The sequence below is a fragment of the Mucilaginibacter sp. P4_E8 genome, assembly GCF_056401495.1.
On sequence record NZ_JBFUJG010000083.1, the window covers coordinates 1 to 23,227 of the forward strand.

General features: G+C 42.4%; 21 protein-coding genes, 1 tRNA gene and 1 pseudogene. 11 read left to right on the forward strand and 12 right to left on the reverse strand.

All coding sequences use genetic code 11. The annotated features are described in order from the left end of the window. The first annotated feature begins 259 nt into the window (after positions 1 to 259). Positions 260 to 333 (forward strand) — tRNA-Ala (locus tag AC1DRQ_RS21895). A gap of 865 nt (positions 334 to 1,198) precedes the next feature. Here the strand turns inward: AC1DRQ_RS21895 and AC1DRQ_RS21900 are convergent. From AC1DRQ_RS21900 to AC1DRQ_RS21945, 10 genes are all read right to left on the reverse strand, one after another. Further along, positions 1,199 to 2,539: a vanadium-dependent haloperoxidase gene (locus AC1DRQ_RS21900; RefSeq protein ID WP_429401797.1), complete on the reverse strand. Its 1,341-nt coding sequence runs from the start codon at positions 2,537 to 2,539 to the stop codon at positions 1,199 to 1,201. 676 nt (positions 2,540 to 3,215) lie between these two features. After that, positions 3,216 to 4,916 (reverse strand): sodium:solute symporter family transporter, encoded by a 1,701-nt coding sequence (locus tag AC1DRQ_RS21905; RefSeq protein WP_429401795.1) that lies wholly within the window; start codon positions 4,914 to 4,916, stop codon positions 3,216 to 3,218. A gap of 511 nt (positions 4,917 to 5,427) precedes the next feature. Continuing rightward, a complete protein-coding gene (araA, locus tag AC1DRQ_RS21910; protein WP_477426835.1) occupies positions 5,428 to 6,918 on the reverse strand; it encodes an L-arabinose isomerase in 1,491 nt (496 codons plus the stop codon). 31 nt (positions 6,919 to 6,949) lie between these two features. Further along, positions 6,950 to 8,320 (reverse strand): glycoside hydrolase family 27 protein, encoded by a 1,371-nt coding sequence (locus AC1DRQ_RS21915; RefSeq protein WP_477426836.1) that lies wholly within the window; start codon positions 8,318 to 8,320, stop codon positions 6,950 to 6,952. A 15-nt stretch (positions 8,321 to 8,335) separates the two neighbouring features. After that, complete coding sequence (locus AC1DRQ_RS21920; protein ID WP_477426837.1) at positions 8,336 to 9,034, reverse strand: L-ribulose-5-phosphate 4-epimerase; 699 nt, start codon at positions 9,032 to 9,034, stop codon at positions 8,336 to 8,338. A gap of 4 nt (positions 9,035 to 9,038) precedes the next feature. Next, positions 9,039 to 10,739, reverse strand: coding sequence for a ribulokinase (locus tag AC1DRQ_RS21925; protein ID WP_477426838.1), 1,701 nt, complete (start codon positions 10,737 to 10,739; stop codon positions 9,039 to 9,041). A 105-nt stretch (positions 10,740 to 10,844) separates the two neighbouring features. Further along, positions 10,845 to 11,546: an NUDIX hydrolase gene (locus AC1DRQ_RS21930; protein WP_429401785.1), complete on the reverse strand. Its 702-nt coding sequence runs from the start codon at positions 11,544 to 11,546 to the stop codon at positions 10,845 to 10,847. Positions 11,547 to 11,737: 191 nt separating this feature from the next. Beyond that, positions 11,738 to 12,082 (reverse strand): TfoX/Sxy family protein, encoded by a 345-nt coding sequence (locus AC1DRQ_RS21935; protein WP_477426839.1) that lies wholly within the window; start codon positions 12,080 to 12,082, stop codon positions 11,738 to 11,740. 144 nt (positions 12,083 to 12,226) lie between these two features. After that, positions 12,227 to 13,453, reverse strand: coding sequence for an RNA polymerase sigma factor (locus tag AC1DRQ_RS21940; protein ID WP_477426840.1), 1,227 nt, complete (start codon positions 13,451 to 13,453; stop codon positions 12,227 to 12,229). Between the two features lie 43 nt (positions 13,454 to 13,496). Beyond that, on the reverse strand, positions 13,497 to 13,847 hold the full coding sequence (locus AC1DRQ_RS21945) for a YciI family protein (protein WP_429401779.1): 351 nt from the start codon (positions 13,845 to 13,847) through the stop codon (positions 13,497 to 13,499). 646 nt (positions 13,848 to 14,493) lie between these two features. Here AC1DRQ_RS21945 and AC1DRQ_RS21950 point away from each other — a divergent pair. The 9 genes from AC1DRQ_RS21950 to AC1DRQ_RS21990 all read left to right on the forward strand — a co-directional run bounded on the left by AC1DRQ_RS21950 (position 14,494) and on the right by AC1DRQ_RS21990 (position 21,088). Further along, positions 14,494 to 14,940, forward strand: coding sequence for a nuclear transport factor 2 family protein (locus tag AC1DRQ_RS21950; protein ID WP_477426841.1), 447 nt, complete (start codon positions 14,494 to 14,496; stop codon positions 14,938 to 14,940). Between the two features lie 76 nt (positions 14,941 to 15,016). After that, positions 15,017 to 15,919, forward strand: coding sequence for a helix-turn-helix domain-containing protein (locus tag AC1DRQ_RS21955; protein WP_429401776.1), 903 nt, complete (start codon positions 15,017 to 15,019; stop codon positions 15,917 to 15,919). Between the two features lie 89 nt (positions 15,920 to 16,008). Continuing rightward, positions 16,009 to 17,016: an aldo/keto reductase gene (locus AC1DRQ_RS21960; protein WP_477426842.1), complete on the forward strand. Its 1,008-nt coding sequence runs from the start codon at positions 16,009 to 16,011 to the stop codon at positions 17,014 to 17,016. Next, positions 17,016 to 17,984, forward strand: coding sequence for a zinc-dependent alcohol dehydrogenase family protein (locus tag AC1DRQ_RS21965; protein ID WP_477426843.1), 969 nt, complete (start codon positions 17,016 to 17,018; stop codon positions 17,982 to 17,984). Before AC1DRQ_RS21960 ends, AC1DRQ_RS21965 begins: the two co-directional genes overlap by 1 nt. Positions 17,985 to 17,992: 8 nt before the next feature. Next, the gene (locus AC1DRQ_RS21970; RefSeq protein WP_477426844.1) at positions 17,993 to 18,763 is read left to right on the forward strand and encodes an N-acyl homoserine lactonase family protein; all 771 of its coding nucleotides are present in this window, start codon (positions 17,993 to 17,995) and stop codon (positions 18,761 to 18,763) included. A gap of 255 nt (positions 18,764 to 19,018) precedes the next feature. Then, complete coding sequence (locus tag AC1DRQ_RS21975) at positions 19,019 to 19,423, forward strand: tautomerase family protein (protein ID WP_477426845.1); 405 nt, start codon at positions 19,019 to 19,021, stop codon at positions 19,421 to 19,423. Positions 19,424 to 19,574: 151 nt separating this feature from the next. Beyond that, on the forward strand, positions 19,575 to 20,174 hold the full coding sequence (locus tag AC1DRQ_RS21980) for a hypothetical protein (RefSeq protein ID WP_477426846.1): 600 nt from the start codon (positions 19,575 to 19,577) through the stop codon (positions 20,172 to 20,174). 47 nt (positions 20,175 to 20,221) lie between these two features. After that, a complete protein-coding gene (locus AC1DRQ_RS21985; RefSeq protein WP_477426847.1) occupies positions 20,222 to 20,695 on the forward strand; it encodes an OsmC family protein in 474 nt (157 codons plus the stop codon). A 24-nt stretch (positions 20,696 to 20,719) separates the two neighbouring features. Beyond that, on the forward strand, positions 20,720 to 21,088 hold the full coding sequence (locus AC1DRQ_RS21990) for a hypothetical protein (protein WP_477426848.1): 369 nt from the start codon (positions 20,720 to 20,722) through the stop codon (positions 21,086 to 21,088). 65 nt (positions 21,089 to 21,153) lie between these two features. Here AC1DRQ_RS21990 and AC1DRQ_RS21995 read toward each other — a convergent pair whose 3' ends face one another. Beyond that, positions 21,154 to 21,552 (reverse strand): nuclear transport factor 2 family protein, encoded by a 399-nt coding sequence (locus AC1DRQ_RS21995; protein WP_477426850.1) that lies wholly within the window; start codon positions 21,550 to 21,552, stop codon positions 21,154 to 21,156. 241 nt (positions 21,553 to 21,793) lie between these two features. Here AC1DRQ_RS21995 and AC1DRQ_RS22000 point away from each other — a divergent pair, with 241 nt between their 5' ends. Beyond that, positions 21,794 to 22,804 (forward strand): AraC family transcriptional regulator, encoded by a 1,011-nt coding sequence (locus AC1DRQ_RS22000; RefSeq protein ID WP_477426852.1) that lies wholly within the window; start codon positions 21,794 to 21,796, stop codon positions 22,802 to 22,804. A gap of 234 nt (positions 22,805 to 23,038) precedes the next feature. Here the strand turns inward: AC1DRQ_RS22000 and AC1DRQ_RS22005 are convergent. After that, positions 23,039 to 23,227 (reverse strand): annotated as a pseudogene (locus AC1DRQ_RS22005) (IS110 family transposase); the annotation flags it as partial.

Below are 23,227 nucleotides of genomic sequence, written 5' to 3' on the forward strand. Positions count from 1 at the left end.
TCTTCTTCTTCTCATAATTTAGGTTTATAATTGGTTAGTAAAGGCCCCTGCCCATCAGGGGCTTTACTTGTTTTAAAGGGTTTTGTTTTAATCCCGTGTATTCCAAAACTAATACCTTTTTATACTAAGTTTCGCGATTAAGTGCTTACCTGTTTTAAAACAGCTTTGGGTTAAATACCGGCAGTGAAGGGCGATAAGAAAAATAATCATTCAGGGGTTTCATTTTATTGCATAATATAATATATTTGCAACCCAATCCGGGGGATTAGCTCAGCTGGCTAGAGCGCTTGCATGGCATGCAAGAGGTCATCGGTTCGACTCCGATATTCTCCACATAAGACATTTAATGTACCTGGTATTCAGTTGTTTAGAAACACACCAGGTACTAATTATGCCAAAACTCTGCCACAACATGCCAATTTCAGCGGCATGGAAAGCGCAGAAGTCCCCTACACAATACCCCGTTTAGTTAAAGGAAAAGCCCTTGAATTCGTACCCAAAGGCAGTACGAAATCCAATCAAATAGCAAAAATGTTTTTACGATGGTCTGTGGCTGTATGCCAAGGACGTCTTTGAAAAAAGGATATCAAGGGGCCGGCATTTTGCTCACTATTTCGATAGGCACTCCATTAGAAAGGGTAGTCCCGTAGGGAATCGAACCTTGCATTTAAATGGCCACCGCTTTGCCGTGCCGCGATTAGGAACAGACCGAGTGCAAAAACATAGATTTTGCACATATTAGCACAATAGCTTACCTAATACACATCATCTGAAAGTTTTATGTTGCCTTCCTTTTTGAGATTAAAGCATTAACAAAAAGGTCCTTTACTAAGGAAAATTTTCGCTAAAAAATCATCAAAAAATGAATGGAAATTGAGAAAAACACTTTTTTTTATAAAAATAGAATTTCAATGTGCCCTTAAAAACCTCTTTAGAGTATTTAAAACGGCGATTTTTAGCAATTTTTTCTCAAAAAACTCTGCCAAAGCTCTGCCAAAAACACCCCAAAATACATAAAATGAAAAATCAAAAACTGCTCTCAGAGCACCAAAACAATCGTTTGTTCACGGCTCCGGAATGTCCATCCTCGATCACCAAAAAAGCCTTTCAATGTAAGTTGGAAGGCTTTTTTTTACTAAAAGGCTGGTTGAGTAAGGCACTACAAATATGCATCACTCATTTAACCAATTTCATTTATTCACTTCTTAAACTTCAACTTGTTATTAATATTCTGTCCAATTATCCCCCCTACTTTCACACCTCTTTCGCAAGAAATACGGTAATGGATACCTGCATATAGCCTGGCAGCGCCGATTTCTTGCGCTAAAGCATCAAAAGAATCATATGGTCGCGGGGCCATACCCAAGTAATCGTAAGAGTGATCGGTAAAATGATAATTGTTCCCAAACAAATCTGTAAGGATCGCTGAAAAAACTCCTGCAATGGCACTATGAGCAGAAGTGAAATCAGGAAAATTTGGTGCGGGAAACAACGAATTCCATGTTGAATAGCCCAACACGCCTCTTATATAGGTTATTGGACGTTCCTGGTTATATTGATACTTAATTTTCCAACAACCAATGCCTGCATCCACAATACCAATGCTTACTTTGGCAAAAGCCATAGCGGTAAAATCCAGTTGTGGATTTTCCTGCTGCAATACCTGGCGTAAAATGGAAAGATAGTGGCCTCCGCCAAAACCGGGGTTATCGCGGTAGTATAACGCTATCGCAGTTTGCTCGGGGGTAAGCGTTTGAGAAATATCATAGACTTCTTTTACCATTTTATAATAATCTGAAGACGGATCTGTTGAATAAACAGGCGGTGCAATGGGTGTACTTCCATCTAAACTACCTTGTACCATTAGCCGGTTATTCCCCCAATAAGGCCCGAAAGGTGCTGCTAATGCAGGGGGCGTTGGAACCCACAAACCCGGACCAACAGGCGGAGTATAAGGTGCATTCGCATCTGCTGATCCATCAGTTTTTGACCAATCAAAAATTAATTGGGCAATTGATTTTCCAAATTGTACCGAGCGTTGAAACTTATCATTACCCACTTCAGCCTTGTAAGTACTGTTTAAGCTATTTTCCAATGAATCCATTGCCGATATATTGGCGGCAGAAGTACCAGGGAAAAAATTACGGCTCATGGCAGCCAATGCTGCATTAGCACAAGTGGGCCAATGATATGCTAATCCTGGAGTTGTTTGAGGCATTGCGGGCATACCTGTTAGCTGTCCGGACAAAGTCTGATAAGAAGGCATCCCCGGCACTACTGATTCATACAATGCAATAGCACTATAAGTAAAATAACGCGCCGGAGGCAATCCTCCTATTGGGGTGGCGTTAGTACGGAACAAGCGAAGCTGCATATCAATCCATTTAAATGCCACTTCCGATGAATAGGTATTGGTTTGATTTAGATGGCCGGGGTCGTCTTTTGGTCCTTTTTCTTTTTTACAGCCAGAAAGAAAAAGAAGGCAAATGCCTGCAAGCAATATCCACCTGGTGGATGTGAGCTTAGTTGAATTTTCCATTTTGAAAGTTTAAAGGGTGAAAGAATTTGTTAATATTTTCTTAAGAATTATCGACATGCTTATTGCTGCATAAATTGCATCCAACTGTCAATGATATGGTAGTTATAGATAGTATCAGTAACCAGAATGGCTTTGATCGAAAAAAAAGTCTATGTATCTGATTTTGAACATTATTCTGTAGGTGAGGCCCATTTACTTATGAGGCTCATTTACTTATATTTCAGTGCTGCAATCTTCTTTGCATTCAATAAAAGAGTTCGACATTTGTACTTTTGGGTCACATTAACCGGGTATATAAGTCGGAAGCTTCGAAGAGAAGGAAGTCGGGATCCGGAAGCTGGATAAGATTCACCATCCTTATCGAATGGTGTGGCAATGCCTTGTGCTGTTATTACTGCCATAACGGTTGCCTTTTTTTGTTGTAAATAATCTTAATATAAATGTCTCTATATAAAATTAGATTATAAATATCAGATTATCAAATCTTAAAAGAAAATATTTAATATTAAAAGAAAATATTTAACCCATTAGGAAATATTCTTAATTTCAGAAGCAGACGCTTAATTTTTCTTTTAGAACTATAAATTCCCTGCTCACCAGATAGCATGATAAAACATACAGTGCTATTAGACTAATAGCACTGTATGTGAGTAATGTTTAGCCAATGATATGGTATTTACCAGAATTTTACATAAAGTGCGGTAAGCAGTAACAGCGTTACTATGATCAAAGCCAGGGTTGAAGGCTCAACTTTGAACATGCTTTTATCAAGCACAAATGCTTTAGGATTGATTTTTGGTCCGGCAAAGCTCACCAAAACTATGGCAATAACGGTGAACAGGAATGATAGGCCCATACAGATCAGGAAGGGTATTTCATAACCGCCATGCCCGTTAGGGAAGGCTGTATACAGCAATGTTTCGTTCCCAAATAACCTTGGTGCAAAATTGTTAAACAATACAGACATGGCAAAGCCGGTAATGATTCCGGTGATGGCTGCTGCTCCTGTTGTACGCTTCCAGAAAAATCCCAATATGAATATGGCAAATATCCCCGGACTAATGAAACCGGTGTACTTTTGAATAAAGGTGAACCCACCCTCGCCGCCTATGCCTAAAAGGTCTTTCCAGGTAAGTATAATGGAGAATACTAATGCAGCCAATATGGTAAGCTTGCCTACAATTACCATCTTTTTTTCGCTGGCATCCTTGCTGATGTGTTTTTTATAGATATCTAAAGTAAAAATAGTAGAGATGCTATTAGCCTTACCCGCAAGTGAAGCCACAATAGCAGCGGTAAGGGCGGCAACAGATAATCCTTTTAACCCGGTGGGCAAAAAGCCAAGTATAGCCGAGTAGGCGTTATCTGAATTGAAATGCCCGCCCGATGACATTTCTTGCTGTAAGCCGCCATTTTTGTATAATACATAAGCAGCAATACCAGGTAAAACCACAATGATCGGCATAGCCAGTTTCATCAGGCCTGCAAACAGGATCCCGGTGCGGGCCGTTTTTAAATCAGAACCCAAAGCTCTTTGAGTAATGTATTGGTTACAGCCCCAGTAGTTAAGGTTCACAATCCATTGGCCTGCAAAATACATAGCTATCCCCGGCAACGCCAGGTATTTGTTGATCTCAGATTGCGGAGCGCCTGGTTTTGGTTTTTCCATCATCATTTTAAAGTGATCCGGAGCGTCTTTAAACATGGCGTGCAAACCAGCCATAGCATCTTTACCCAGGCCAAAATGTTCACTCACCAAAGTAAGTGCTATATATGTAGTAGCCAAACCGCCTACAACCAATACCAATACCTGTATAACATCAGTAAAGCCAATAACCTTCATACCGCCCAGCGTAATGAACAAGGCAAAAATAGACAGCGCGATAATGATCTCGTGCAGGTAACCGCCACCTGCCAGGTTATTAATGGCCAGTGCCCCAAGGTAAAGTATAGAGGTAAGGTTTACAAAAACATAAAGAAACAGCCAGAAAATGGCCATCACAAAGCTCACCGTTTCGTTATACCGGGTATGCAGAAACTGCGGCATGGTAAAGATCTTGTTTTTAAGATACACGGGGATAAACCAAACCGCCACAATGATAAGCGCGATAGCAGCCACCCATTCATAGGCTGCAACTGCCAAACCAACAGCAAAGCCCTGTCCGCTGGTACCAATAAATTGTTCAGCAGAAATGTTAGAGGCGATAAGTGATGCGCCAATTGCCCACCAGGTAAGCGAGCCTTCGGCAAGAAAGAAATCATGACTGCCCGATACGCTGGTCTTTTTTTTGCGGCTATGTATCCAATAGCCATAACCTGATACTACTATAAAGTAGATCACGAATATGACATAATCAATGGTTGAAAATTTGCTCATGTTTGGTTTAATTGATTAGTTTAATTTATTGTTAGCAAAACAGACAACCTATTTCCCATCGCGGGTTGTTTGTTTGGGTGTTTATTTTGTCTTTATTACACGTTATATTTTGTCATCCTGAGCGCAGTGAAGCATCTATTCTCCACGATGCCCATATCTTTTGCCCTTTATCTTAAAGTCCTTCGTCCTTGCTCCTTTGTCCAACAAGGGCGTTCCCTGCGGGCCGGGCTATCCGCTCATACTGACCGGGCCTTAACCACAAGGCCGGTATCCGCTTCTATCCCTAACGCAAACCTTCAAAAGACCCGTCTATTAAAGAACGTTGTCATTTCGAACGATAGTGAGAAATCTTATACGACTTTTCATACTATGCATGTCAGCTTAGCACATCGCATAAGATTTCTCTTTCGCCGCCCCGCTTATTCCCCCCTTGCTCTATCGAAATGACATTTTTCTTTTATTAAAAAAAACGTGTACACACAGTAGCCTTTGGAGAGGGCTGGGGTAAGGCCTATTTATAAGCCGCATCATTCCAGCGTATCTCGTTACGGAACTGGTCAATACGGGTTTCTTTTCCAATACGCAAAAACTCTATCCCCGCCATATCCGCAAAATCCTGCAAGTGCTCAGCGGTCAAATTTTGACTATAAGCGGTATGGTGTGCTCCACCCGCGTAAATCCACGCGGCGCAGCCGGTTTTCATATCGGGGTAAGGTTTCCATAATACCCTTGCTACCGGTAGCTTAGGCAGGTCGTGCTGTGGTTCAACAGCTTCAACCTCGTTAATTAATAATCGGAAGCGGTTACCCATATCAACAATAGACGCGTTAAGCGCGGGGCCGCCAGCCACATTAAATACCAGACGGGCAGGATCGGCTTTGCCGCCAATACCCAAAGGATGCACCTCAAGCGATGCTTTGCCATTAGCCAATGATGAATCCACTTCCAGCATGTGCGAGCCTAATACCAGCGCGTTGTTAGGATCAAAGTGATACGTATAATCTTCCATAAAAGCGTTACCGCCTTTTAAGCCAGCGCCCATTACTTTAAAAGCACGTACCAGGGCAGCCGTTTTCCAGTCGCCCTCACCGGCAAAACCATAGCCATCGGCCATTAATCGCTGCGAAGCAATACCGGGCAGTTGAGCCATGCCATGCAGATCCTCAAACGTGTCTGAGAAACCTTTAAAGCCGCCATCTTTCAAAAATTTACGCATACCAAGCTCAATCCGGGCTGCTTCATAAACTGATGAATGTTTTGCACCACCTTTTTTCAAGTCATCAGCCATGGTATAAGTGGTTTCATATTCATCCACCAGTGCATTAACGTCTGTTTCGCTTACTGCATTGATCACCGCAACCAGATCGCCAATGCCATAAGTGTTTACCGAGAAACCAAACTTCAATTCAGCTTCTACCTTGTCGCCATCGGTAACAGCTACAAAGCGCATGTTATCGCCAAAGCGGGCAAATTTGGCGCCTTGCCAATCGTACCAGCCTGCGGCAGCGCGTGTCCAGGTTTCTATTTGGTTCAAAACCTCGGGGTCCTGCCAATGGCCAACCACTACTTTACGGTTAATGCGCATACGTGACACTATAAAACCAAACTCACGGTCGCCATGAGCGCTTTGGGTCAGGTTCATGAAATCCATATCGATAGTGCTCCATGGAATATCACGGTTAAATTGGGTGTGCAGGTGCAGCATCGGTTTTTTAAGAATGCTTAAGCCACGAATCCACATTTTGGCCGGCGAAAATGTATGCATCCAAGTAATAATGCCGATACAGTTTTCGGCTACGTTAGCCTGTTGCAGGGTGGTGTATATCTCGTCGGTACTTTTAACAACAGGTTTGTAAACTACACGCACCGGGATTTGCCCTGCGCCATCAAGTCCTGCTGCTATTTGCTGCGAATGTTCAGCCACCAGCTTTAATGTTTCTTCTCCGTACAGATCCTGGCTCCCGGTAATGAACCAAACTTCAAATGTTTTAAGGTCGATCATTATAAATTATTATTGATTTAGTGATTAGTTTTTAATTTATGGACGACAGCCGGAACAGGGCCGCGCCGTGTGTATTGATATTTTGCTGATATTTTGTTTTGTATGTACCGATGTTTTGCTTTTTCCACAGGTCCCTTACGGTTACTTTTCCTTTTAAGCCTATTGAAGCAAAATCGATAGCTACATTTTTCGGATTATCGCTGATATTGAAGAGCGCTACATAAATATCTTTGCTGCCCTGAACATGCGAGTACCACGCCATAGCACCGTCCTTTTTATATAGCTGACGGGGATTTTCGCCTTTTTGATTGGTGGCAAGCACTTCGTCATTGGTAAATAGTCTTAGTTCCAGCTCCCGGTTTTCGGGCAGGTTGCCGCCCAGCATCAGGGGCGAGCGATAGATACTCCAGAAGGTCATGTGGGTATACAATTCATCTTCGGTAAAGCGGCTGTATCGTTCCACACCAACCGGACCGCGTTTTGATAGCTTGCCAATCTGGATCATATCACAATCGGGCCAGTGACCGGGGCCGCCCACGCCTTCCCAGCTTTTGGCATAATCAAACATGTGCAGTACTTCTTTCCAGTTATCCCAAAAATCATCGGCCATGCGCCACATATTGGCGTATTGAGTAGCATGGGCTGCCTGGCTAAGCGGTGTTTCGCCTGGCGAAAGACTAAACGCCACCGGCCTGCCGCACTGATCAATGGCTTTTTTGTAGCCTTCAACCTCGGCAGCGCTGTACGGGCGGGAAAGGTCATCTACCTTAATAAAATCAACACCCCATGAAGCGTATAGCTCCAATAGTGAGTTCAGGTATTCCTGTGCGCCCGGTTTTTTCATATCCAGCCCATACATGTGGTTCATCCACGGGCATTTGGAGTTGGTATCAGCAACCATATCGGCAGTAATGCCGTTGGTGCCTTTTATGGGCGACTTTGCCCACACCGCCTGCCTCGGGATACCGCGCATTACATGGATGCCAAATTTTAATCCCTGAGCATGAATGTAATCACCAAGTGGTTTAAAGCCGTTACCACCAAATGCTGATGGGAATTTATTGGGCTGAGGCGTTAACCTGCCCCATTTATCCATGGTGAGCCAGGGTAAGTATGAGCCATCCTGTAATCGTAACTGAAAAGGGTTGCCGATGTTGCTGCCCGGCGGATTATCGTATGACCATAAAAAATCAACTACGATGTATTGCCAGCCAAAGGGTTTTAAATATTTGGCCATGTAGTCGGTGTTGGCCTTAACCTCATCTTCATGTACAGCCGAGCCAAAACAGTTATAACTGTTCCAGCCCATAGGCGGGGTTTCGGCTACAGCAGAGGTTTGGGCAGATGCCTTAATGCTTAAAATGATGCAGGCAGCAAATAATATCAGATAGCGTAATTTCATGTGATCAGTTGTTAATTATTGACCATAATAAGAATCGGGCCCGTGCTTGCGTTCGTAGTGCTTTTTAATGAGCGAATCCTTTAACCTCGGCGCGCTGTTATTGATCTGTTCGGTGAGGTAAGCCATTTGAGCGACAGCCTCTAAAACAGCGCTGTTGTATACTGCTTTTTCGGCGGTTTTACCCCACGTAAAAGGAGCGTGGTTACCTACTAAAACCATCTCAACCTCACGATAATCTATCCCCTTATCCTTAAAACAATCCATGATCTGATAACCGGTTTGGTACTCGTAGTCGCCCGATATCATTTTATCGTCCATAGGGGGAGCGCAAGGAATATCGGTGGTTAAGTGATCGGCATGGGTGGTACCAAAAATGGGAATGCTACGTTGCGACTGCGCCCAGGCGGTAGCATAGGTAGAGTGTGTATGCACAATACCATTAATATGCTCCCAGCATTTATAAAGCACCGCGTGGGTTAATGTATCTGACGATGGGCGTAGATCGCCTTCAATGGTTTTCCCGTTAAAATCTACGATCACCATTTTTTCGGGTGTTAACTCATCATAAGGTACACCACTTGGTTTAATAGCAAAAACACCCAGCTCTCGGTCGGCCGCGCTAACGTTGCCAAAGGTGAACAGCACCAGGCCCAGCTTTGGCAACTGCATGTTGGCCTCGTAGGCGGTTTGTTTTATATGTTGATACTTGCTCATTGCATTAAATATTTTGAAGTTCGGCCGAAGCCTTTACTACTTGCCCGGCTACAAATTCGCCCAGGTTTTTATATTGATCGTATCGCTTATTGTAAACCTCTTTAAGGTCATTATTAGGATAATATTCCTGATCAAACCCACGGCCCATAGCGGCCATAGCCTCTTCAACCGTAGGATAAATGCCTGCTACTACGGCGGCAAACATGGCTGCTCCTAAAGCGCAGGTATGTTTAAACTGGTGAATGCGGATAGGCATACCCAAAACATCGGCCATCATTTGCATTACAAAAGGTGATTTTTTGGCCACCCCACCAATACCGATGATCCCTTTTACCGGGATGCCTTCGCTTATAAAGCGATCAACAATACTTTTGGCCCCAAAGCAGGTAGCCTCGGCCAAAGCACGGAAAACCCGTGGAGCATCGCTGCCTAAACTAAGGCCGGTTATAGCACCCTTAAGCTCCTGGTTGGCATCAGGGGTTCGGCGGCCGTTAAACCAGTCGACGGCCAGTTCGTTAGCTTCATCAATAGGAAGCAAAGCCGCCTGCCTGCTTAGCTCAGGTATAATGAGATCAGATAGCTCAGCTTTTAAGGCTTTGGCTGTAGCCGCGTCAATCACCTTTGATTGGGACAGTAAATTATTTACAGGCCACGAAACAATGTTTTTGAACCAGGCATAGGTATCGCCAAATGCCGATTGCCCGGCCTCTAAACCAACCATTCCGGGAATAACCGATCCATTTACCTGTCCGCAAATACCGCGAACCAGCTTACCCTGCATACCAGCAGTAGGCGCAACCAAAATATCGCAGGTTGAAGTGCCCATTACTTTGCTTAAATGGTAAGGCTCAATTTGCCCGCCCACGGCGCCCATGTGCGCATCAAAAGCACCGGTGCCTACTACCACATCGGCAGGCAGGCCCAAACGCTGTGCCCATTCGGCACTTATTGTGCCTGCGGCTTCATCGGCAGTATAGGTATCTTTATATAGTTTATGGGTAAAACCTTTTAATAGAGGGTCAAGGGAAGAAAAGAAATCATCGGGTGGTAAACCATCAAATTCCTCGGCCCAGAGGGCTTTGTGCCCGGCAGAGCAGCGCCCGCGTTTCATGGCGGTAATATCAGTACCACCGGTTAGCAGGAAAGGTACCCAATCGCAATGTTCAACCCATGATGCAGCCGCGGCTCTCACCGCTTCATCAGCCCGCAAAACATGCAGCAGCTTGGCCCAAAACCACTCCGACGAATATATGCCACCTACATACTGCAGGTAATTGATATCAAACAAAGCAGCATGTGCGTTGATTTCGGCGGCTTCTTTAACAGAGGTATGGTCTTTCCAAAGCACAAACATGGCGTTGGGGTTGTTTTCAAAGCCTGGTGTTAAAGCCAACGGTGTACCGGTATGGTCAACCGCTACCGGGGTAGAACCTGTAGTATCAACCGATAGCCCCTTAACAGCTGCCGCAACATCAGCGCCGGCCTGGGCAATACAATCTTTAATAGTGGCCTCAAGCCCATCTATATAATCCTGCGGGTGCTGCCTGAATTGATTTGCGGCCGGTTCGCAAAATAAACCGTCGCGCCAGCGTGGATATTCATACACCGACGAGGCTATTTCTTCACCGTTTAAAGCGTTAACAATAACGGAGCGCACAGAATCTGATCCGTAGTCTACCCCAATCACAAATTGGTCCTTGCTCATAAAAGTTTATAATGATTGTCAAAAGAACACTTATTTTTTTATAAAAAACAATTTTTTATGAAAAATATTTCAAAAAAGAAAAAGACATGCTATAAAAGGTGGAAATTACAGGGTATCCGGATTAGGAATAAAGTTCATGAAGGCCTGGAATTTGGCGTAATAATTTTGCATATTAAGTTGGTAATAATACGCGCCGCGTTTTGAGCCGGCCTTGTCTTTATCGGCCAGTTTAATAAGCAAACCGGTAGCCAATACCCTTTTACTAAAATTACGTTTATCGATGGTGGTATTAAAAACGCATTCGTACAGGGTTTGCAACTGGGGGATAGTAAATTTTGTAGGTAAAAGTTCAAATAGGATAGGGTGCATGGCCGCTTTATAACGGATACGTTTGCGTGCCTGCTCCAGCATTTCCTGCTGGTCAAATATCAGTTTGGGTGTGCGTTTAAGCTGGAACCATTCGGCATGATAATCTGAACTGATCTGTGTTTCATACTTTTGAATATCGATCAATGCAAAATAAGCTACAGAAACCGTACGCTCCATAGGGTCGCGCTGGGGATCGCCAAAAGTGTATAGTTGCTCCAGGTAAACACCCTCAAGACCGGTTAGCTGTTTAAGGATACGGTTGGCTGCCTGATCAAGACTTTCATCATTCTGTACAAAGCCACCCATCAGGCTCCAGTTCCCTTTTTCGGGTTGGAAACCCCTCTTGATCAGTAATAGCTTTAAAACTTCTCCGTCAAATCCAAAAATTATGCAATCAACAGCCAATAATAGCCTGGTCTGTTTAGAGTATTTGAGCATTTTATTTAATAAAAATTTTGGTACAAAAGCAAATATAAAATAACAATTGATGTAAGTATAAATAAAAGAAATATCAAAAAAAAAATAAATAGGGGTATTCAGGCTAAATTGGGCTCATTAATGGTGTTGAAATGACAAGTAAAGAGCCAGTTGCAATATAATTGTTTTTAAAACAATTATTAACACAAACTTTAACTCTTCTTCTTTTTAGATGATTTTGCCACTTTATTAAACTGCAGGGAAAGGTTTATCCAATGGTCAAAGTCTTTAGTTGTTTGCAGATTTTCTATATCTACATATACAAAATCCTTCATTACCCTGCCGCCATGTACCATTTGCCGGCAATTGTCCTTTTCCAATTCTATAGCCGACTGTTCGCTGCCAATGCGGCATAAGAGGCCCTGATCGCGCAGGCAGATACACATTTTATCATTAACCATAAAACACATTCCCTGAAACATTTTTACTTCTTCAACCACCGGTTGCTCGCTCAGTGCCTCACGTACCCGGTTAGCTAATAATTCATCGTATGCCATAGTGGTATTAAATCTCTTTTATTAAAAATATGTGTCATTTCTCCTCGCCCCCTATGCTAATCCCTTCCTGGCTCGTCGAAATGACATGGTTTTTGATTGATTTTGTATTCAATTACTAAACACGTTCACTAATATAAAATTTATTTACACCAGTTTTTCCAGGTCCTTTTGTATCCGGGTTTTTTCGGTGGTGGTTTTGGCCAGTTTCAGCGCGGTTTGCAAATGCCGGATGGCCGTTTGCTGATCAACACCGGTGTACAAATGTCCTAATAATACATGGTATAAATGATTGCCGTTAAGCTGCAGTTTTTCGGCTTCGGCAATGGCTTCTTGTTTCCCCCTGGCTTTGTAAAGGGAATAAGTGCGGTTAAGTGCGGCAATGGGCGAGTAAGCAATTTGCAGCAAACGGTTATATAACTGCAATATACTTTCCCACTTTTTAATGGAATCGGTTTTAATGGTGTGCCAATAAGCGATGGCTGCCTCCAGGTGATATTTATTTACCTTTCCTTTTGATGCCAGGTTCAGGTAGTGGTTCCCTCTTGATATCAGCTCATCGTTCCACAAATTGGTATCCTGTTCATCATAACGTATCATTTCGCCGTTATCATCTGTACGTGCGTCAAAGCGCGAGGCATGGAAACACATCAGCGCGATGAGGGCATTAGCATCGGGTAGGTTGGTGCTCTCGTTTTCAACAAGTAAATAGGTAAGGCGCATGGCTTCCAAACACAGGTCCTTACGCAGGGTGGTATCCTTATTGCATGAATAATACCCCTCATTAAATAACAGGTACAGGGTTGTTAAAACTGCTTGTATCCTGGTGCCGATCTCGGCTTCAGGCGGAAACTCGATCTTTACCTGCTGCTCTCGTAATTTTTCTTTGGCGCGGAATAAACGCTTGTTGATGGTTTCTTTATTGGATAAAAAGGCATCCGCAATTTCATCTATCCCAAATCCGCAAAGTATGCGGAGTGCCAGGCCAATCTGCGCTTCGGGGGTTAGGATAGGCTGGCAAATGGCAAACATCAGCTGTAACTGGCTATCCCTGATATGCGCGTCAGACAGATCGATCACCATTTCTTCCCAACCGTCATGATCAGCCTGCAAGGTGGGCGAAATCTTTTGCTCAAATAGTTTATTGCGTCGTAAATAATCCTTAGCCCTGTTACGGGCTACGGTATACAGCCATGCTACCGGGTTTTCGGGCAATCCTTTAAGTCCCCAGGTTTCGGCCGCGATTAAAAAGGTATCGCTGGCAATATCCTCCGCAACTTCGGGGTGCTCAAAACCAAAATGCCGGTACAGTACCGATGTTATCTTATGGTATTCGGTACGAAATAAATGCGGTAGCAGTTCATTATTGTTCATTGTGGTTAATAAATGCCCCCTTATTTGAAGGGGGCTAAATTATTTACATTTCCATAGGTATAATATTGCGTACTTCAACATTGCCGCCAATGCGCAGTATAGGGCAGCCCTTTGATATTTCTGACGCCTCATTTATGGAGGCCGCGCGAATAATAATATAACCACCAATGGCTTCCTTGATCTCAACATAAGGGCCATTGGTAATAACGCCACCGGGTTTTACTACCTGGCCATCCGGATCAAGGCGGTTGCCGGGACTAACTAACTTGTTTTGCGCGGCAATACTGCCCATCCAGTCTTGCCAGTCTTTCATCATGGCTTGCAATTGCTCAGGCGAAGGCTGTGCTTCGCCGGGAGTAAAGTTTCTTCTGAAGATCAATAGAAATTCGTTCATGTTGTTTAAATTTTAGTGATTAAAACGGTATGACGATCATATTTTATGAAATTGGACAGACCGCGGTAATTTTAATTGATTGGAACTATTGATAGCCCAATATACAGTATTTTAAAAGCTGGCGGTAAATTATAATTTGAAAAACTTAACCCATAAAAGTGCAGCATTTTATAAAAGCCGATAGCTAAACATTTAAAAACTTTAAAGCGGCCGAAGAGTATTTTTAAGTTGAAGGGTTTTGTTACTTATTTAATGGTTTTTAATGGATTATTGTTAATTTTGTTCGAAAGCAATCCCAAAGCTGACAGTTTGCCTATTAACTGCGTTGTTGACAATCCGGCGGAAACAAGAGTTTGTTCAAACTAAAATAATGAATTTTTACCTGTTAAACCTATAAGCAGGTATGTCATTATGCATCACTGAATCGATAATAAAATTAGGGTTTGTGGGTGCAGGCATTCTTGTCTTTGACTTTTTACATGGATAGCTTTTATTTATTTTTATCTAAATCTACAAACAACCAAAACTACAGGCAATAAATGATCAGTTGTTGCTCATTAAGAACATAGAATAGCCTTAAAAATGCTTTTTTTTAATTATCAAGCATTGATTTGAAACAAATTCGCAATTTTAATATCTAAAGAGTATGGAAGGCCACAAAATAATACAAGCAGTTACCGATTTATTTAAAGGGGCTGATGAACGCGATTGGCAAAAGGTGCGAAACGTAATGGCTGACAACGTTTTGCTTGATTATCAATCAATGACAGGAATAGAGCCTGGTATGCAAACACCAGCGCAAATAACAGATGCCTGGGAATCTTTTTTACCCGGCTTTGATAAAACCGATCACCAGCTGTCGGAGTTTAGGGTAAAGATCCACGGGAATGAAGCCGATGTTGACTATATAGGCAAAGCCGATCATTTTATAGGGGATGAGGTTTGGACAATTTTAGGAAATTATCAAACCAAATTGGTGAAGCAAAACGATACCTGGTTAATTACCTACCTCAGGTTAAATTACGATAGACAAAGCGGTAACACCGCGCTGCCACAACAGGCTAAAGCCAGGCTGAGCAAGCTGCAATCTTAATGTAAAAGATTATGGTGATAGCCGCATATCGCATGTCGGCACTTTATGCGGTTATTTGAATTTCATAGCTTTGATCATGCAACCAACCGAAACACTTCAGGAATTTTACGAAGGGCATCCTGACATGAAGATGGTGCCTGTAGGAGGCAACAATCAGAATGCCGGGCATTTTAACGTGTATCCCCGTGGCGAAATTTGCCATAACGTAACCAGCTATCATCGTCGCGATTTTTATAAGATATCGCTTAGTATTGGTGGCGGTACATTGTACTATGCCGATAAGGGGATCACTTTTGATAGATGCGCGCTTGTTTTTTCGAATCCTAATATTCCATACTCATGGGAAGCCGCCCCGGTGAAACAAACAGGCTACTTTTGCCTGTTTACTGAAGATTTTATCAGCAGTAACAACCGTAATGAAAGTTTTATCGACTCGCCATTGTTTAAAGTAGGGGGTAGCCCGGTTTATTTTGTGAATGATGAACAGGTGAAAACCATCAGCGATTTGTTTTGCAAAATGCTTGACGAGATTGACTCTGATTATATATATAAGTATGATCTGCTGCGTAATTATGTTAACCTTATTGTACATGAGGCCCTTAAATTAAAACCGGCAGATAGCTTTTTTAAACACGGTAATGCATCATCGCGCATAGCGACTTTATTTATGGAGCTGCTGGAGCGCCAGTTCCCCATCGATTCACCAAACTATGCGCTGAAACTGAAAACCGCTGCCGATTATGCCAGCCGCTTATCGGTTCATGTTAATCACCTTAACCGCGCTGTAAAAGAAATTACGGGCAAAACCACCAGTATGCACATTGCCGAACGTGTAGCAAAAGAAGCAAAGGCCTTGCTCAGGTACACCGACTGGAACATTGCTGATATTGCCTATAGCCTGGGTTTTGAATATCCTGCCTATTTTAATAATTTTTTTAAAAAGCAAACCGCGCTTAATCCTAAAGCCTTTCGGGCTTAATTGTTTGAATTTTATAATTTTCGGTTTGATAAGTATAATCGCCCTGGGCTTTAGCGGCTATATATTTGTATAAGAAAAAACAAAAACCTATGGAATACAGAAATTTAGGAAACACCGGCGAAAAGCTATCGGCCATTGGCCTGGGCTGCATGGGAATGAGCTTTGCTTATGGCCCGGTTGATAATGACGAATCAATAGCCACTCTTAACCTGGCGCTTGATCTGGGTATTAACTTTTGGGATACTGCCGATATGTATGCCAATGGTAAAAATGAAGAGCTGATAGCAAAAGTGCTCAAAACCAATCGCGATAAAGTATTTATTGCTACCAAGTTTGGTTTTAGGGTACATGACGAAAATGCTCCTTATATGGGCAGTGGTACATCAAATGTTTACTTTGACGGATCACCGGCTCATATTAAAAATGCTGTTGAAAAAAGCCTGAAACGCTTAGGCATTGATACTATTGAMCTTTACTATGCACACCGTATTGATCCTAACGTACCGGTTGAGGATATGGTTGGCGCCATGGCTGAATTGGTAAAGGAAGGTAAGGTGCGTTATCTTGGTTTGTCAGAAGCTTCGGCTGCAAGTATCCGCAAGGCACACGCGGTTCATCCAATTGCTGCCCTGCAAAGTGAGTACTCATTACTAACCCGCGATGTAGAGGGGGAAATACTGCCTGTTCTGCGCGAGCTGAACATTTCATTGGTACCTTATAGCCCGCTGGCGCGTGGTTTAGTAACCAACACCGTAAGTAAGGATGCACTTGCTGCCGATGATTTCCGCAGAATGTTGCCCCGTTTTAGTGATGATAATTGGGACAACAACCAAAAATTAGCAGATGCCTTTGCCGGTATAGCACAGCAAAAAAATATAACTCCGGCGCAGTTGGCTTTAGCCTGGGTACTGGCACAAGGTGATGATATTATACCTATACCAGGTACCAAGAAACGCAAATACCTGCAGGAAAACGCCGGGGCGGCTGATGTAAAGTTATCAGCAGCCGATCTGCAGGATATCAGCGCTCTTTTATTAAAATATCCCGATACCGGTAACCGGTACAATGACGCCTCATTGAAAATGACCAACTTGTAATGAAAGCTATATATTTTGAACAAACAGGGGATGCCCAAAGTGTATTATCAGTAAAACAATTTGATAAACCAACACCAAAAGCAAACCAGGTAATTGTAAAACTGCTGAGTAATACCATAAACCCGGCAGATTTTTTCTTCATCAGCGGTACCTATCGTTTTAAACCCGAGTTTCCGCAAATTGCCGGGCTGGAAGGTGCCGGTATTATTGAGAGCGTTGGCGAAGGCGTTGATCTGCCGGTTGGCACATTGGTTTCTTTTTTTAGCAAAAACACCTGGGCCGAATATGCAGCTATACCCAAAGATGATGTGATGGTATTGCCGCCTGATTTCCCGGTAGAAAAAGCAAGTCAGTTTTCGCTGAACCCTATGACCGCGTGGGGACTGCTGGAGCGTGCTGATGTTAAAGCAGGCGACTGGCTATTGCTAACAGCCGGTAACTCAGTGGTTTCAAAACTTATTATACAATTGGCAAGGTTGCGTAATATCAATGTAATAGCTGCCGTAAGGCATGAGCAAAGCACAGCAACATTAACCACTTATGGTGCTCAGGTCATCAATGTTACCCAGCATGACCTGATAGAAAGCGTACAGCAAATAACCAACGGCCTGGGCGTTAATGTAGCATTGGATGCTGTAGGCGGCGAAACTGGTACCAGTGTGATAAAATGCCTGCAAGCTAATGGCAAGCTGATCATTTATAGCAGGTTAAGTCCAAACCCTATGCAGCTTTATAATTCAGATGTGGTTTATAAAAATATATCAATAAGCGGTTTTGGTCTCCGGAGTTATTTGCAAAGCAAAACTGATGGACAGAAAGCTGAGATCATTCAATCGCTCATAAAAATTATAGGCGATCCTGAATTTAAAATGGAAGTTGCTGCAAGCTATCCGCTTGATGAATATAAGGAGGCTACAAAAACAGCAGCCGAAAGTAAAAAGGAGGGCAAAGTTCTATTCAAATTTTAAAACAGGGCATGAATAAGCAACTTGTAGTAAATAAACTTTATATACTGCCGGCAGGCCATGGAATGCTCAGAGCGTTTTTCTTTAATACCGATCTGGGATCCGATAATCCACAGATGATACATTCGCCGCTTTGTATTTATTTATTGGATACCAGCGATGGCCCAATTCTGATCGATACGGGTTTTGCCGAAGTTTGCTTGAACAACCCAAACTACTATGACGGCAGCCCGCTGGAAGGGTTGTTATATCCATACATGAATAATGAGCATCGCATACCCGATCTGCTTGAAAGTGCCGGTTACAAACCGGAGGATATTAAACTTGTAATTTCAACCCATTTTCATAGCGATCATTCCGGTGGGCATAAATATTTCAAGGGAACTCCCATCCTGGTGCAGCAAAGTGAGCTAACAGTTTTGGATGACGAAACTTACTCACCTGCCGAATGTCGCTTAAAAGACCTCAACTACCAGGTAATTGATGGCGATTACCAGCTTTGCGATAATATTAAACTCATCTATACACCCGGGCACTCACCCGGGCATCAATCTGTATTGATCAATACGGTAAACTCTGGTTATGTATTGCTTTGCATTGATGCCGCGCTAACAGAGGGCATCTTTAAAAACAACGTACCTTATTTTGCCCCCGACGCTGAATTGGCTACTGCATCCTTGAATAAAATAAAAGCTATTGCCAACCAATACAACGCGCTGGCAATTTTTGGGCACGATGAACGGCAGGCTAAAAGCCTTAAAATTTACCCGGAATTTTATTAAAACCTTATTAAATATTGTCTGTCGCGATGTGATAATGATCTGTCGTGAAATGGTGGTTGTTTACTGATGTTGCCCGCGTAAGTTTGAAGCATCAAATAATAGCTGAATTATACGTTTAAACAGATAGCGACGCAAACAGCCCGCAAAGGTGATTATCGCCCCTGAGTCAGTAAAATTTTGTCATTAATAAGTAACAAAATGCTAAAAATCTTATCAAAATTAAGTTAGTAAATAATTATCCACTAATTTAGTTTCATGCCTTTTGTACGAATAAGTTTGTTAAAAACATTGCCATCAGATGCGAAGGACAAAATATCAAAAGCGGTCCATCAATCCTTAATGACGGAGTTTAATGTCCCCCCGGATGACTACTTCCATGTTATTGAAGAACTGGATACCGCGCAGCTTTATTATCCTGAAAACTATTTAGGAATAGCGCACACCGGTAATATGGTTTATGTACAAATAACGGCAGGCTCGGGTCGTAGTTATGAGCAAAAGGAAAAGTTATATGCTTCTATTGCCAGTAAGATAGCCGCCGAAACTTCGGTTTTAATTAATGATGTGATCATTATCCTGGTAGAGAATGGCGGTAAGGAAAACTGGTCGTTTGGTGCGGGAAAAATTCAAAACCTGAGTCATATTGAGGCTGAAAAATAAGTTTTAGTGGATTTAAATATTGCTTGCAATATTATTTAACTGTTTGGTTTTATACAATTTCTTAAGGTATAATGACTGTAATCTTGTAACCAACAGGTAGATACATCAGGATCATCCTGAATTAAATAACTACTATTAAAGATCAAAAACAATGACTGCTAAAGTACAAATTTTACCAAGAGTCGCCATTCGTAGTATTGGCGGGGGCTTACTGATGATGGCCCTTTTTACCATGATGTGGACAGAGATAGCGCAGGGTGGTTTACAAAAGCATGATCATCATATTGTATTAATTATGTTTTCTACGTTCAGCTTGCTGTTTGTGGTGTATGGCATTGCTATATTTCTGGCTGCTAACAGGTTCCCAAAGTTTACCAGTGAAAGTGATGTGGCCGAAGGAAAAAATATGACTAAATGGTTCGGGATTATTTTTGGCATTGAAGGGACCGCTATACCGGTGGTTTCGGTTATACTGGTGCTTATTGGGCTTCCACAATATACTTTGTCTGCTATTGCTTTAATAATTGGATTGCATTTTTATCCTATGGCAAAAGTATTTGACAGGAAAGTTGATTACTACATAGCCACCTGGACCTGCCTTGTGGCCATAGGCAGCATTTTTATGACAGCAGGCAAAAATTATTCTCAAACATTTACACTAACTATTTTGGGTATTGGGGTAGCATTAGCCACCAGCACTTATGGGTTTTATATGCTGTTTACAGGGTATAACTATATTAAAAAACAATAGCAGGAATCGGGTTTTGGGCTGGCTAAGCCTTTTTTAAAATTACATCTATGAAAAATCATCATTATCAAACAAACGTCACCTGGACTGGTAACACAGGCGAGGGAACAAAAGACTACCGGGGGTATGAACGAAGTCACGACATTAATGTTGAGGGTAAGCATTCTATTTTAGGTTCATCAGACCCAAACTTTCGCGGCGACAAGTCAAGGTACAGCCCTGAGGATCTGTTGGTAGCATCAGTTTCCTCATGCCATATGCTGTGGTACCTGCACCTTTGCACTACAGCCGGCATTGTAGTAACAGCCTATGAAGATACAGCCGAAGGTGTAATGCTGGAGAATAATAACGGCAGTGGTTGTTTTACACTAATCTTGTTAAGTCCGGTTATTACCCTCAGCGATGAATCCCTGATTGACAAGGCCAATGAGTTGCACAAAGAGGCCAATAAAATGTGTTTTATTGCCAACTCCTGTAATTTTCCTATACTGCACGAAGCAAAATATAAAATTGCTGCTATCTGAAAATACCAGCGTAAAAAAATATTTATGAGCCCTCTGAAAGATAAGGTTGAGGCGTTTAATCAGCTTATTACCAATGACGAAACGGTGAAAGCGATGGAATTATATTATGCCGATGATGTGGAGCTTCAGGAAAATGAGACCCCGCCCCGCGCAGGAAAACAGGCGTGTATCATTCGCGAAAAGGCTGCTTTAGCAAAATTCGACCTGGTAGTTGAAATAACCAAACAAGCTATTGATGATGTGAATCGGGTTGTTTTTAGTGAGTATTTGATGGTTATCACCAATAAAGAAGATCATAAAATTATACACAGGCAGGAAATATCTGTGCAGCAATGGGAAAACGGCTTAGTAAAAAAAGAAAAGTTTTATTATAACCAACCTCCATTATTATAATCAACAGTTAACAAAAAGAGACGCATGTAAAGCGTCTCTTTTTGTTAAAAATATGACGATCAGGATCAGTTACCCCAAAACTGGTTCTCTTTTGCTTCATCGGCAGTAAATATCTCGGCTTTGATGATCTTGCCATTATTAACGGTGTACACATCTATATTATCCACATCCAAAATGCCACCGGCAGGTTGCGACGCGTTCCAGTGTAGCAGGCAGGCTATGCGGTTGCCATTAACGCTGATAGTTTTAATATCAGTAAGTTTTAAGGTATTGGCAGACAGCTCAAACATTTTACCCACCATTTGAAATACCTCGGCACTTGAACGTTTTAAGCCCGATACCCTGTTGTTGCCTGGCTGCACCCATTCCATATCAGGGTGCAGCAGTGTGCTCAGTTGTTCAAGATCGCCTACTTGTACCGCGTTTAAAAATTCTGCTACTACTTGTTTTGCTTCGTTTTTCATGTTGTTTGTATTTGATTGATTATTAATTGTGTTAATTGTTTGTGCATGGCCATAACTTGTAATGGCAAGCATGCAGATGATAGCGCCGAGTTTCATTGATTTTTTTCCTTTCATTTAATACTCCAAAGGTCGCTTGGAAATGGAGGTCATAGATTACCTTTGCGCGACATTCGCTTACCATATCGCGCCAATTTTTTATAAAGCAATGGAGTACCCTTACCTTTAGTGCAACAATAAATGAATGATGGAAGATCAGCTTAAGAAATTGATAATGGGTTTACTGGCCTATGCCGCGCAACGCGATCTATCGCCCGAAACCCTGTGCCGCCTGTCGAATATTACGATTGAAGAATTGCAGACGGATACCCGGCCCCTCACTCAAAAACAGGTGAGCGACCTGTGGCATAACGCTATCCATTTAAGTAAGGATAAGCTGTTTGGTCTGCATTTTGGCGAATCATTGCAACTATCAGCACTGGGTATTGTTGGCGAGATCATTAAAAGCAGCGAAACGGTGGGCAGCGCTTTAACCATCGCGGCATCATTAACCCATTTAATAACTACAGCATTTAAGCTGGAAGTAACACGGCAGGATGATACCTTTTCGGTGGAATTTATTCCCGCTATGCCCGATTGGCAAAATTCGGTACCGGCTATACAAACGCTTGATTTGCTGATGGTTTTTGTAGTACATGAATTGGATGGCCTGATGCTGAAAAAGATAAGTCCGCTAACGGTCAGCTACGCCCGGCAGATTGATGATGATGTTGAATATGAACGTGTAATGCGCTGCAAACCAGTGATGAACTCAGCCGGTAATAGCATCATGTTCGATAAGAAATACTGGGATGAGCCAATCATCACCGCGAATTACGAGCTGCAAAATATACTGCTTCAAAAGGTGACACCAGCAAAAGCCGCTATAAGCGAAAATCAAACGCTCAAAACCCGCATCTATAATTATTTGCTTGTAAACTCATATTTGGGTATTGTGTCGTTAGAGGATATCGCGTCGAACTTTAACGTAAGTGCCCGCACGCTGCAGCGCAAATTAAAAGAAGAAGGTATCAACTTTCAGCAACTGGCCGATGAGGCGCGGAAATCATTAGCCATTAATTATTTAAAGGCAGGCTCATACCCGGTTAAAGAAATATCATACATACTGGGCTACAATGAGCTAAGCGCTTTTACCCGCACCTTTAAACGGTGGACAGGCATTACCCCAGCTATTTATCAGAAGAATAATAATTGAGTTTTGCTGATTCTCTTTTTCTTGATTCTAAAAGTCTTGTATCTTTTTTTGCAGTTTGCTTCGGGTGAAATCAGGCAGAACTTGGTGGCCTGTGTGGCTGCAGGGGCATAGCAAATATTTGCTGAAGCGAAGGCAATGAGCGAACGCAGTAGGGCAACTTTTTGCAGCCCGTGGTTCTGGCTGATTTGTATTATAGGTTTGCTATAATTCCAAAATTTAATAAAAAAAGATTTTTCAGGCCGTTATCTTATAATTTTCCACATACATTTTACCACGCTTCACAAGCGCAAACATTCTTAAGATCAACTTGAATTTTACGTTATTTAATACCAATCCATATTTTTTATTTTTAAGTTTTCTTTCAGCATAGGCGCTGATTTCAGGATCATAGGTGATTGCTGTCCTGGCCGCCATATTTAATTC